The organism is Defluviitoga tunisiensis, assembly GCF_000953715.1.
In the GTDB taxonomy this organism is placed as follows: Bacteria; Thermotogota; Thermotogae; order Petrotogales; family Petrotogaceae; genus Defluviitoga; species Defluviitoga tunisiensis.
Genome location: NZ_LN824141.1, coordinates 1,262,432 through 1,276,265, shown reverse-complemented (window position 1 = coordinate 1,276,265; position 13,834 = coordinate 1,262,432). Strand labels below are relative to the sequence as shown.

At 33.4% G+C, this 13,834-nt stretch carries 8 protein-coding genes and 1 tRNA gene; 3 read left to right on the top strand and 6 right to left on the bottom strand.

Annotated features, from left to right (window positions below):
• Positions 1-24: 24 nt before the first annotated feature.
• Positions 25-2,268 (bottom strand): carbohydrate-binding domain-containing protein, encoded by a 2,244-nt coding sequence (locus DTL3_RS05890; protein ID WP_045087925.1) that lies wholly within the window; start codon positions 2,266-2,268, stop codon positions 25-27.
• 184 nt (positions 2,269-2,452) lie between these two features.
• The gene (locus DTL3_RS05885; protein ID WP_045087924.1) at positions 2,453-4,372 is read right to left on the bottom strand and encodes a carbohydrate binding domain-containing protein; all 1,920 of its coding nucleotides are present in this window, start codon (positions 4,370-4,372) and stop codon (positions 2,453-2,455) included.
• A 1,173-nt stretch (positions 4,373-5,545) separates the two neighbouring features.
• On the opposite strand from DTL3_RS05885, the gene DTL3_RS05880 reads away from it, so the two are divergent.
• From DTL3_RS05880 to DTL3_RS05870, 3 genes are all read left to right on the top strand, one after another.
• Entirely contained in the window at positions 5,546-5,728 is a 183-nt protein-coding gene (locus DTL3_RS05880; RefSeq protein ID WP_045087923.1) for a winged helix-turn-helix transcriptional regulator, read from the top strand.
• Positions 5,729-5,860: 132 nt separating this feature from the next.
• Positions 5,861-5,935 (top strand) — tRNA-Asn (locus DTL3_RS05875).
• 524 nt (positions 5,936-6,459) lie between these two features.
• Entirely contained in the window at positions 6,460-7,701 is a 1,242-nt protein-coding gene (locus DTL3_RS05870; protein WP_052670400.1) for a C-GCAxxG-C-C family (seleno)protein, read from the top strand.
• A gap of 88 nt (positions 7,702-7,789) precedes the next feature.
• Here DTL3_RS05870 and DTL3_RS05865 read toward each other — a convergent pair whose 3' ends face one another.
• From DTL3_RS05865 to DTL3_RS05850, 4 genes are all read right to left on the bottom strand, one after another.
• Entirely contained in the window at positions 7,790-10,219 is a 2,430-nt protein-coding gene (locus tag DTL3_RS05865) for a glycoside hydrolase family 94 protein (RefSeq protein WP_045087922.1), read from the bottom strand.
• Between the two features lie 358 nt (positions 10,220-10,577).
• Entirely contained in the window at positions 10,578-12,608 is a 2,031-nt protein-coding gene (locus tag DTL3_RS05860; RefSeq protein WP_045087921.1) for an alpha-amylase family glycosyl hydrolase, read from the bottom strand.
• A 259-nt stretch (positions 12,609-12,867) separates the two neighbouring features.
• Entirely contained in the window at positions 12,868-13,200 is a 333-nt protein-coding gene (locus tag DTL3_RS09545; RefSeq protein ID WP_197539508.1) for a ClbS/DfsB family four-helix bundle protein, read from the bottom strand.
• A gap of 273 nt (positions 13,201-13,473) precedes the next feature.
• A complete protein-coding gene (locus tag DTL3_RS05850; RefSeq protein WP_045087920.1) occupies positions 13,474-13,776 on the bottom strand; it encodes a hypothetical protein in 303 nt (100 codons plus the stop codon).
• Positions 13,777-13,834 lie beyond the last annotated feature (58 nt).

Genomic DNA, 13,834 nt, shown 5'->3' with positions numbered 1-13,834 from the left:
AAATTAACAAAATACTAATTCTTTTTACTTTTCAAACCTGATATTATCTATATACATTTTTCCAGAATAATCACTTTCTACATCAGCAAACACTATTATTATGTCTCTTAAAACAGTGTCAGGTCCTATAACCTTATTATCTGCGATGTCATTTAAATCAAAAGAAACCTTGAAATGATACAATCCTTCTTCTGTTAATTCTGCAGCTTGCAGTTCCTCTAAAGATATGTCGTAAGTTTTTTTTACTTGAGCCCAATAACCTAAAGCTGGTGGCGCAAAAGCCAGGTTTATAGATATAGCTCCCTTACTTGCTCTTTCTGGTTTTAAATAGAAATCAAAAGCAAACCTGTTGTTATCAATCCTAGTTGTGTTTATATTTGCAAGGATTAATCGTGGGGCACTGGCCCAACCATCCGTTGGCTTGACATCTGGATACGTTACTTCCCATGAAAGAGCTTTAGAATTGTTTACATTTTCTATAGTCAAAGCACTCTTTACCCCTGATGTTCCATCCCAATCCCAACCTTGACGTGTACCATCTTCGAAGTCGGAAGGTAATTTTGCAACTCCTAAAGGAGCGTGTGCAACAGGGGTGACCATCTTTTCACCAAATATCGCGATATTATCGAGAAAAATGGTATCAGCATTATCTGTTCCAATAAAAAGGATGATGTTGGTTAAGGTACTATCATTAGGGTCTGTAGCAATTACTCCCAAGTTAGGTGCATCTTCCGTAGTAATACTCAATGTTGCTTTGTAAAGGCCATCTTCTTGTTTCACAAAATCAATTTCTGTTAGTTTTACAGCGCAGTTAGGATTAGCCCAACCATGAGTCGCACTTTGTGGAACAGCAGCTATTGCAACAGTCGTTGGTTCTGTAACAAAAACATCAATTTTTAATTCTTCACAACCTAAAATATCCTTTCTCACTGCTGTGTTATCTGCGGAAATACGTGCATTTGCCCAAAAGTTACCTTCTGAAACATCGTTACTAGAATCTAAACCCGATATTTTCAGTCTTTTCTTTTCATTTTGAAGAACTAAATCTTTGATAGGACTATCACTATTTACTACAAAACCTTGTGTGGTACCATCGTTAAAATCCCATATAATACTCTTTCCTCGGTCAACAGGTTGATAAGAAATACCTTTAATACGCGCTCTGACATACTCACCAGAGACACTGAGTTCATAAGGATCCCAAATCTGTTGTTCTCCTGGATCAAGACTGGCAGCTTCGTGTTGTCCACTGATAAATGGTCTAAAAGCACCCGAACTTTCATTTTTATTTGTAAGTGACCAATTAACCCAACTTATATTCTGTTTGTTTAGAAAACTGATCCATTTATCAGATTCTTCAAGATACGGTCCACCGGCCCCAGTAGCTTCGCTTGTTCCCCATTCCGAAATAAAAACCGGTACCCCTTTTTCTAATGCATACAAAATATTGCTCATCACATAATCGTTAGGATCAGGTTTATGTGTACCTGCATAAAAATGAGCTGCATATACAGTGTTGCTATCAGCTATTGGATCATCAGCTGCCAAATCAGGCCTTTGACTCCAGTTAGGACTACCTACTATAATTAAGTTCTCATTCCCTTTCTTGCGTAACATTTCGATAATGGGTTCTGCGTACGATTTTACAATTTGCCAACCTTCTTCGTTATTGGGAACCCCTCCACCAGGAATACCTCCATCATTACTGCTAGGTTCATTACAAAGCTCATAAATGATGTAAGGATCATTAGGATAAAGGTTTGAAATTTCATCAAAGAAATCATAAGCTCCACTATAAATTTCAGCTAAAGGATTTCCTGGAATATGAACATGCCAATCTACTATGACATACATATCGTGTTTTTTTGCTAGTTCAATACCTTTTATCACCCTTTCTTTCATCACTGTGGGATCTTTTGCGTATCCATCTTCACCAACATACATAGCCAATCGAATGACATTAGCTCCCCAATCGTTTGAAAGGGCAGCAAAAGCATTATCGTTTAATATTTCTGGATACCACTGTAACCCATGAGTACTCATACCCCTCAGTTGAATCACATTTCCATTTTGATCTCCTATAGTTTTTATGCCTTCATGTTCTATAACCCGCAAAGTTCCAGCAACCGACGGTTTAACCGCAAGAGGAACTAAAAGATAAGAGTAATCAAACATGTCTTCAAGGTTTGATTTAGTATCATTAGAATTAGCTAAACTTAAAGACATAAGTAAAACGAACATAAAGATAAAGATCTTTCTCTTAACCATTTTTGAACCTCCTTTCAATACTCTCAATATTCACATTACTAACTTTAGAAATTCAAAATTCCATTATTAGAAAATCTTCATTTCTAAAGTCGCTAATACTTTCAAAACAAAATTTGTCATGTCAGCTGTGAAAATTTATTTTTTAAAATGACACAAATCAATCTCTACAAAGCTTTTGTCTACTTTAGTCTGCTGGTCTTATATATACATCGTCTATATACACAGTAGTTGGCACACCTTTTGGAGTCTTTCCAAAATTAAAAGAAAGTTTAGGAATATCATCTTCAGGAAGTGAAACATTTACAGTAAACTCTTGCATTTCTTCGGTTAATTCAGCATACTTTTCACCATAAACAGTCCAACTTCCTCCTTCATGTTGAACCAAAACAAGAATATCCCTTGGAACATCAGCACGAGCCTTGAAAGAAAGAACATAATCTCCTGCTACTAGCTTAATAAATTGTGCTAGTTGAATAGACCATGTTTGATTTCCCAGCTCTTCAACATCCATTCTAAATTCTCCGTTAACAACTTTTCCTGAAGCCTTTCCACCTTCTCCAACCCAGATGTACCAATCATCAGGGGATTCTTCCTGCTTGTTTACAATATCTCTTTCAAAGTTTCCATTTACTACTTCTCCTTCAGTATATGTAATAGATCCTCTCTTTTCTTTGATCATCTTTTCATATTCACAATCCCAGACTTCCAGTCCAGAAATAGTTCTTGAATCGGTGTCTTCATAGACCCTAATGTAATCTACCTCCATTATTTGTGGGAAAACTGTGGTTTCATCAGGATAACCAGGCCAATTACCGCCAACAGCAACATTAAGAATGAAGAAAAATGGATGATCGAATACCCAATCTGCTTCACCCATCTCATATTTATTAACTACAAGATACAAATCATCATCAACATACAATTCTATTTCGTCATCATCCCACTCCATCGCAAAAACATGGAAATCATCATGAAAAGTCCCTTCTTCCAAGGTATAATAAGACCCTACACCAGGTCCACCTGAAATAGGACCGTGAACAGTTCCGTAAACGATATTAGGCTGATGCCCCAAATATTCCATTATATCTATTTCACCGCATGCTGGCCATGTATTGAAATCTATATCGTTGCCTAACATCCAGATAGCTGGCCAAATACCTTGACCAATTGGTAATTTAGCTCGAATTTCCATCCTTCCATATTGCACTTCATACTTACCTTTTGTGATCATTCTGCTTGAAGTATAATCAAATCTTGTATTCATATCATAAACGGTTTCTTCTTTAGCTGTAATGACTAGTTTTCCATCTTTTACGTAAGCATTTCTATCTGTATAATACTGTAGTTCATTGTTACCCCAACGATCAGGCACTCCATCTCCATCCCAATCAGGACTTCCAATCTCAAAAGTCCAGATATCAGGGTTTATACTATCAAAATTCTCTTCCCAAACTAATACCCAGTTTTCCACTTTGTCTTCATCCTCTTCTGTTAACCAGCCTTCCTCTGGCAGGAATTCTTCACCTATTTTCACTAATTTCACATTATCTATGTAATACACTCCGTTATTCAAAAACCAAAACTCAAAACGAGCATTTTCATCAGTACCTTGATACATTGTAAAATCCATTTCATAGCTTCGCCATTGTGGAGATAAGTCAAATTGTTTTTGTGAATATGCTGTCCAACCTCTTGATGCTATTCCACCTACTTTAATCATTAAAGATTGCATGCCTTCTGCTTTGGCATCAAAGGTTATTTTATACTTACCTCCTCTCTCAATCGTGACTGGTGATTGCAGTAATTGAACAGACCATTGATTTGGTCCATGATCAGTCACAATGACTTTTAGAATTTCGTTACTAATTTTAGCTTCCGCCAACCCTTCCCCATGATTTAAGAACAGTGACCAACTGTTTTCACTATCAAGATATCCACTTTCATCAGGCTGATTTTTAGACAACTCTGTTGTAAAACCTTCATTTCCTAACAAATTAACATATGTATTGGAACTACAAAAGACTGTACTTGTTGTCAATACGAATAAAAACATGACCAAAAAGAAAATATAAACACCTTTCTTAATAAGCTTTGATTTAAACATACATGAAAACCTCCTTTGCATCTTCATATACTCACACTTTAGAAATTCTAAAGTCCCTATCTTAACTTTTTAGGTTTTTGGTACTTGTACCAAAGTATGGGGAGGGCTACGCCCTGTTACCCTGTTAAATTCAAAAACGGTAATTTGCAATTTCAACTTTTTGGTACTTGTACCAAAGTATGGGGAGGGCTACGCCCTGTTACCCTTTTAAATTCAAAAAAAGGAATTTGCAATTTCAACTTTTTGGTACTTGTACCAAAGAATAGGGAAGGGCTACGCCCTGTTACCCTTTTAAATTCAAAAACGGTAATTTGCATTTACAACTTTTTGGTACTTGTACCGAAGGATGGGGAGAGCTACGTCCTGTTACCCTTTTAAATTCAAAAAAAGTAATTTGCAATTTCAACTTTTTGGTACTTGTACCGAAGGATGGGGAGAGCTACGTCCTGTTACCCTTTTAAATTCAAAAAAAGTAATTTGCAATTTCAACTTTTTGGGTATTATACCCAAGGATGGAGAAGGGCTACGCCCTGTTACCTTTTTAAATTCAAAAACGGTAATTTGCATTTACAACTTTTTGGTACTTGTACCGAAGGATGGGGAGAGCTACGTCCTGTTACCCTTTTAAATTCAAAATCTTTATTTTCAACATATTTTTTCTAAAATCAATGAAATTAATAACAAATTATTTTTAACTCATTTTAATAACCAAAATTTAGAATTATTAATAACACGATTAATGTTTATTTATTGTAAATAAATTTAGCAGGCATTTTTTAAAAATTTCACGGAGGTTCACCTCCGTGAAATAAACAATAAAATGTGGATATTAGAAGAACAATATACTCTAACCCACATAAAGTGAGAGGTGCATAACTCTCTTAGAATTTAGTTGTACTATTATAATAATATATTGAAACTTGTTTCATTGCAACATGAATCAGGGGGTTTTAAACGATAATATTAACAGATGAAGAAGAATATTTAACAAATTTATTTATTTTGACACATTTCACTAATTTTTTCTACTAAATTGTTGATAAATCACTCTAAATTTAGTATAATTGATTAGATATTTAATTTGTTGTTTTTGCAAAAAGACGTATTAAAATAGTTAGTTAGGACTTTTAAAACTCATACATATTTTAAACTTCATTTAACTGGAGGTGCAAAATGAACGAAAAAGAAAAAATGATATTAGAATTCTTAAAAAATTCAGATAAGCCCTTAAAACCTGGTGATATTGCTGAGAGTCTTAATATGGATAGTAAAGAAGTGAGTTCTATTATAACAAAATTAAAAAAAGAAGGTAAAGTTATTTCTCCTAAAAGGTGCTATTACTCAGCAAAAGAGTAGAACTTTGTTATACATAAATAGTATAGAACTAGAAAAAATGTATTGACAAAACAATATTTAAGTGATATAATCTTTTCTGGTATTCAGAAACATCAAGAATCAAGATTAACACATATAATCTGCAATTTTTATTCCGGGTTAGCTCAGCGGTAGAGCGGGTGGCTGTTAACCACTAGGTCGGGGGTTCGAATCCCTCACCCGGAGCCATTTTATTTTTAAGGCTTTTTTTAACTTCTTTACTAGCATTTTCCCCCTCTTAGTTTTTACTCTTTAATCTCCTCACTTGTTATTAATTTTTAAGTAGTTTCAATACTTCCTTTAGATTTAATGTTTTTATTTAACTTGAATCTTTCCAGTATTTTTTACTTTCAAAAAGTTGTATTCTTCATCCCCTTATAATTCCTAGTTACTCAAGAAAATAAAGTAATTATCACACATTTTAAAATAATTTTTCTTAAATCTTATGAATCTAGTGGAACAAGCTAAGAAAAAATGATATAATTAAGTAAAATATGATTAATTCTCATAAATCATTCATAAATACAATACCAAAAATTGTAATATTTCCTATTCATCATATATATTTCTTTTAAAGCTGCTTAATAGTTGTAGGATAGGATTTTTTTCTTCTTCTATTAGTGAAGAAACGAACAATATCTGAAAAAAATCTTATATAATAAGTAATATTTGTAATCCCCAAATACTATAAAATTCAGATTGGAGGCGGTATTATGAACCAAAATAGCAAGTCTGGGAGAGTAGTATCTATTATTCTAGCAGTGGCTCTAGGATTTTTGGTTGGATTTTTGGTTGCAACACCTGTTATTCGCAAGGATTTGGCTACAGAAGACCAACTAGTCAAGATTCAGGAAGATATAAAACAGCTTGATCAAAAAGTTAAGGAAACTACCTCTTTGGCTCAAATGATTAAAGATCTAGAATCAAATTTAAAATCTGAAATTTCTGCAGTCGAAGAAAAGATAGAAAAAAATGTTGAACCTTCCAAAATAGGTCCTGCACCTGAACAACCATGGCCTTATGAACCTCTGGATGTTGAAGAAGTTAGAAAACTAGGACATAAGGGTTATTATGACGGCGGTTGTGCTTACGGTGCATTCAACGCTATTATATCCTCTTTGGCTGAGAAGGTTGGTTATCCATACAATCAAATACCTACCTACATGTTACACTTTGGAAGAGGCGGAATTCTTGGAGAAGAAAGTGTATGTGGTTCAGTTTTAGGTTCAATTGCTGCAGTTAATCTCATCACGGGAAAAGAGTATGCTCCTATTGCCCTTGCACTGGTAGAATACTATAAAAACACTCCTTTACCCACAGATATTTCTAACAAATATGCTGTAAATCATGAGTTTTTGGTTGATGAATATTTAAGCGATGTAGAATTTCCACAAAGCGTTGCAGGTAGTGTAAACTGTAATATTTCCAAGCAACAATGGCTCAAGGTTTCTGGATATGCACCAAATAGTAATGAACAAAGAGAACGTTGTGGAAGAATTACTGGAGATATGGCAGCTAAAGCTGCAGAGCTTTTGAATGAATGGTGGGAAGCAAAAAGCGGTGCCCAAGAAGAAACCGGACCTATGGCAAAGTTCAAAGAAATCTTCCCAAACTCTCAATTCAAACAAGTGGAAGAAAATGTCTATCAAGTAATTCAAAATGGTAAAGTTATAGGTTATGTTGGTATTGGTAGTAAAAAAGGATTTGGTGGACCAATAACAGCTGCGGTTGGTATAAATATAGACGGAACTCTTAAAGGTGTACGTGTACTTGAACAAAATGAAACACCTGGCCTGGGTGATAAGATCACAGATAATACGTTTTTATCTCAATTTGAAGGTTTGAGTTATGATAAAATTGATGTTGATACAATATCTAGCGCAACAATTAGTAGTAAAGCTTTAATTGAACTTGTTCAAGAAGAAGCTCAGAAACTGAAAAATTATGCGAAATAACTTGGATTTCTAAAAAGAAGCCGCTACTTTTCAATAAAAGTAGCGGTTTCTTTTATGCTAAACTGTTTCAAGGAGGTATTAAGTACTATTATCCCATAATTACTTCTATTTTATGAGTTTTCCCATCTTTTATAGGTTTAATAATATTCTTTTCTAATGCTACATCATCTAGTTTAATTTGTTTTACCCCTTTTTCTACATGTTGTGGATTTCTTACGGTAATATTATAAACATCTCCAAAATATCTTCGTTTAACTTGAAATCCATCCCAATCGGACGGAATACAAGGATCTATAACTAAACCTTCAAAATCTGCCCTAATACCTAGTATCCATTGAGTTATCGCAACAAAATTCCATGCAGCCGTACCAGTTAACCATGAGTTTTTAGCCTCTCCATGATTTTTTGCATCTCTACCAGCTATTGTTTGAGCATAAACATACGGTTCTGTCCGATGAATTTCACTAATATCTTCTAAATAAGCTGGCGCTATCTTTTTATAATATTCAAATGCTCTTTCACCATTTCCTACAATAGTTTCTGCGATCATAATCCAAGGATTGTTATGACAGAAAACACTCCCATTCTCCTTATATCCAGGAGGATAAGAAGAAATTTCGCCAAGTTCGATATGATATGACTTGTAGGTAGGATCTAATAAAATAAGACCATATTGTGTATCTAGTCTATCTTTTACAGAATCTAAAGCCTTTTTTGCAAAACCATTATCTAATCCAACTCCCCCCATAATACAAAATCCTTGAGGTTCTATATAAATTTGTCCCTCTTCATTTTCTATACTCCCTACTTTATTACCAAAATAATCATACGCTCTTAAAAACCATGAGGGGTCAACACCATATTTTTCTATGCTTCTTTTCATCTCATCAATATGTCTCATAGCTTCTTGGGCAAGCTCTTTTTCCCCCAGATGCTCACATAATTTTACAAAATCAGGACCAACAGTTATAAACATACCCGCTATCATGACAGATTCTGCTTGACTATCTTTTTTATTGCTCAAAGTTTGAAAAGATTCTCCTGGTTCTTCTGAAAAACAACTTAAATTTAAGCAATCATTCCAATCAGCATGCCCAATTAAAGGTAATCCATGAGGCCCTTTATTATTAATAACATGCCAAAACGAAGCCTTGAGATGATCGAATAGAATTGCTTCTTTGCCATTATTGAATGGAACTTTTTCTTCAAGAATGTCATACCTACCTGTTTCTTTTATGTATGCTGCTGTGCTCATGATTAACCATAAAGGATCATCATTAAATCCGCTCCCTATTGCATCATTACCTTTTTTACTAATGGGTTCGTACTGATGATAAGCACTCCCATCTTCAAACTGTGTTGCAGCTAAATCCAAAATTCTTTCTCTTGCTCTATCGGGTATCATATGAACGACTCCAAGAATGTCTTGATTTGAGTCTCTAAAACCTATCCCCCTACTTATTCCAGATTCAAAATAAGAAGCACTCCTGGCAAGATTAAAAGTTACCATGCATTGATATTGGTTCCAAATATTAACCATTCTGTTCATATTTTCATCTTGAGATCGAACTGTAAAATTATCTAAGAGCATGTTCCAATATCTGTTTAATCTTATAAAAGCCTCTTGAACCTTATCTTCTGTGTTAAATTGTTCAATCAGTGAATGCGCTTTATTTTTATTGATTACACCAGGTTTTTCCCATTTTTCTTCCTTTTGGTTTTCGATATACCCTAATTGAAAGATTAAAACTTTTTCTTCGCCTGGTAAGAGTTCGAAAAAAATACTATGAGACGCGATTGGAGACCAACCACTTGCAACCGAATTCTTTGATTTGCCGGTAACTACCACTTCTGGCTCATTAAATCCATTATACAAGCCTATAAAACTTTCTCTATCTGTATCAAAACCATCTATCTTTTGATTAACGGTGAAAAATGAATAATGATTTCTACGTTCCCTATATTCAGTTTTATGATAGATTGTCGATCCCTCAATCTCAACTTCCCCGATGTTAAAATTTCGTTGAAAATTACTCATATCATCAAAAGCATCCCACAAACAAAACTCAATGAAAGAAAACAATTTAAATTTTCGCTTTCTATTGCTTTCGTTTTTTATTTTAATTTGATGAATCTCACAATTAGCTTCTAAAGGTACAAAGTATAAAATTTCGCAAGAAATGTCGTTGTATCTGCTACTAATTATCGTATATCCCATACCATGACGACATTCGTATTCATCTAAAGCCTTTTTCACAGGAGCCCAGGTTGGAGACCAAATATCTCCGCCCTCATTTAAATAATAATATCTTCCGCCTGCATCTGTGGGGACATTATTATAGCGATAACGAGTAAGTCGCCTTTTACTCGCATCTTTGTAAAAGCTATAACCTCCGCTTGTATTAGATATTAGTGAAAAATATGCCTCACAACCTAAATAATTTATCCACGGATATGGAGTTTGTGGTTTGGTTATGACATATTCCTTTCTATTATCATCAAAATATCCATATTTCATATCTTTCTGTCCCCTTTCATATAATTAATGAGTCTTTAATAGTATAAAAAGACTGGCTATTTATTATTTTAATTAATTGAACCAGTTATTTTTGGTAATCTATTAACAAGTTATGCTGGTACACATTTACTATAATAATATGAAACTTGTTTCTTAGCAATACTCATGAAACCAAAATAAACAAGAATGAACTGGAATATTTTAAATTAACAACGAAATTTATAATTTTTTGCTTATTTATATTTTGAATTTTGTGAATTTATAAACTTAAATAAGTCCTGAAATATAAATACATAAAAAAGACGCCTTTGTAGGCGTCTCAACATCTGTTTAAATCAACTTTTTACATAATTAAATATTATTCTATAAAAAATACCCTTGCCTCACCGGGATTAATTGTTACCCTCAAATGAGCATCATGAATCTCCCAACTACTTTCTCCTCTTCTATAATTTTCAATCTTAGTAAAAACCTTATGTGAACCTCGCCATGTATAATATCCCACATCAATGTCAAAATAATAAGGATTATTGAAATCAACGTTTATAGGTATAATAATGCCATTTTTACCATCCCACCAAAACATTGTAAAAGCAGTTTCGGTGAAATCTATGAAGCGAAAATTTTCTACATTTTTTAAAATATTTTTACTTTTTTCTTTAAGTTCCCCTAATAATGTTAGCAATTTAACCATGTGATGGCTGGTGTCCCAATGCAATACATACCAATCAAAGAAGGCTAATTTGCCATAAAACTGGTCTGTAGGTGGTAGATTTTTAAATCTTTCTTCCATAGGATCTTCAACATCTAAACCTGTATTCATTGGCTGAGGTTCAAAAATCTCATATCCAGAGTTTATAAAAGTTATTCCATTAGGTAGAAAAGTATTTACAACCGCAGTCAATTTAGAAAAAATTTCTCCACCTTTTCTAGTAACTGCCCTTGGAGTATCAGGAGTCTCCGCTGTTGCAAAAGTAGGAACAGCAAGTTTGGGTGTAACTTCTGATATAAACTTTTTAAATTCGCCTTCTTCTATTCGTGGTTCTGCCCACCAGGAATTTCCTAAAATCCCATCATAGCCATTCTTTTTTGCCTTTAAATGATTATCCATATTTAGTTCTTCGGCAATTATTACAAATGAAGGATCATATGCCTTTACTCTGCTAATTATTTCATGCTCTAACTCATCTGGCAAGGCATGGCCCATATCTAACCTGGCACCATCAATACCAAAATTTTTTTGATAGAAAGGCATAATATCTGCAATTACGTTCCATAGTTGTTCATTTTTAACCTCTCCAGGAAAGAGACTGGATTTTACTACATCAAAAAGTACGTATGGTGGTTGATTTTTTTCATCTATATACTTTAATGCTTCTTTAGGATGCGATAAATATAATCTCAAAAAAGTTACATCTTCCCATGCAGGCTGAGGATCATTTACCCAATCGGAAAATCCTGGAACGGTTACAACCTTAAATTCTTTTGCAATTTCATCTAAAAAGTTTGGATTATCCCTATTTTTCCTAACAAAATTTTCCCATTTTACAGGATTTTTTGTTTTAGGATCCCAATCGAATTTTTTAAGATGTCTTTTTACTTCTTCGTTGTTGTATATCACTTCCAGATTATCTTTGCTTGGCTGAACAAATCCTAATTCTTTTACTTTAGGGGGAGCAAAATCATTCATTTCATCGATACTAATCCAATAAAACCAGTCAGGATGGTCAAGTATTAAATTGTTATCTCTTGCTGCCGTTCTAGGAACAAAATCTAGCATTACCCTCATTCCGGCCATATGAGCAGCTTCAACAAAGGCTGCAAACTCTTGATCACTAGAAAACTTGTTTCCTAATAACGTATCGTGATAACTCTTTTCTATCTTGAAGAAATCCTTAACCGAATATGGAGAACCTACTTCTCCTTTTTTAAATTTATCGCTGGATTGTGTGACAGGAAGTAAATAAATACAATCTACATTGTATTGAGCAAAATAAGGAAGTAAAACTATCATCTTTAAAAATGTCCCTGATTCGGTGTATCCTTTCTCATCTATAGGAACAAAAAGCGTTTTTTGATCATGAACATAGGCTGCAGTAGCACGAACAAAAGCACCATAGACTATATCTGTATTAATCCAATCAGAACTCTTTTCTCCACACAAAAAAGAAAGAGGCTTGGTATAGTCTTTTTCTCTATCAGATTTACTAACAATATCATCTATAATATTTGAAATGAATTCATACGGATTTACAAAAAATTTTCTCCCCGAAAGTCTTACTTTTCCACTGTATCCTTCAGGCATCCACCTTTTAGGTATTGCATAATCCTCTTTTGCACCTTCAATCTTACTTTTTAAATATTTGTTAATTTCTACAAGCGTTGACATGATAATTTTCGCCCTCTCTTTACAATATATTTAATTACTTTTTTGATTTTAGTAAATATTGATCGAACGGGGAACCTGTTCTGAGGTTTAGACGCACTATATAATTTACAATAGACAAGTTTTTCATATCGGACAAATCGGGTTCAAATTCGTAATCTTGTGCAATGATAAGGGAATAAAAGATATCATACAATTCAGAAAGCACCCTAAGGTGTAGTCTAAATATTTTTTGGTTGAGTCTATTAATATCACACTTTTTTCACCCTTGCTGAAATAATTCAATATCTGTATAATTATTAATCAATTCAATAATTTGCTGTTCAGCCTTTATAAACATAGTACACAACTCCTTTAGAGTATATCCCTCGAATTGTTTATAAAAACTTTCATATAAACCACTAAGATTATTCCATTTATAATGTTGGGTGGGTGTGGTGACAACAAATCCTAGCTGTTCTTGACTCTCCCAATTTAGGATGATATTCATCCAACCCAATTGATAAGCAATCGTTTGAGCAGGTGTTCTGTCAACTCCGTCAATTAACTTATCTTTATCTTTTTCATTAATATCATTAAATTCTTCAATGAACAATTCGCACGATTTGAAATTTCTAGAATTAATTCTTCTCTATTTTGATATCCTGCCAATTTAACATCCCGCTTTCAAATTATTCTTTAATTAAATTTCTATACTTTTTATATGTCACATAATCCTACACATATCCTTCAATTATCTTAATCACATATCATTAATTTTCTTTATTCTATCATATATATTAACTAATTTCTATTAAATTTATTTTAAACAAAAAATAACCCACTAGTCTAAGGCTTTATAACCTTTAAACCAGCGGGTTCTAATTTCTCATATCATTTCCTGTTTAATTTTAGTTCCATCCTTGAAGTAGAATGTAATATCATCTTCTATAACTACCTTATCTATAGTAGAAATCCATAAAGTTTCATCAAAATCTGTTAAAATTGTATCTTGGTTTTTAAGTCTGTCTATAAAGGTATCTATACTATCTTTTCTAACTTTGTTTTCTTGTTGCTTTTCTTCAATTTCATTTAATTCATCTTGGGCTTGTCTGTATCTTTCAACTAACTCATTATACTTTTTTGAATATTTCTTTTGATCCATAGCCTTTCTAGAATTTTCATCAACCATCTTTCTATAAATAAAAATACGAGTAGGTGCAGGTATCTTCTCGCTAAAAACATTATAA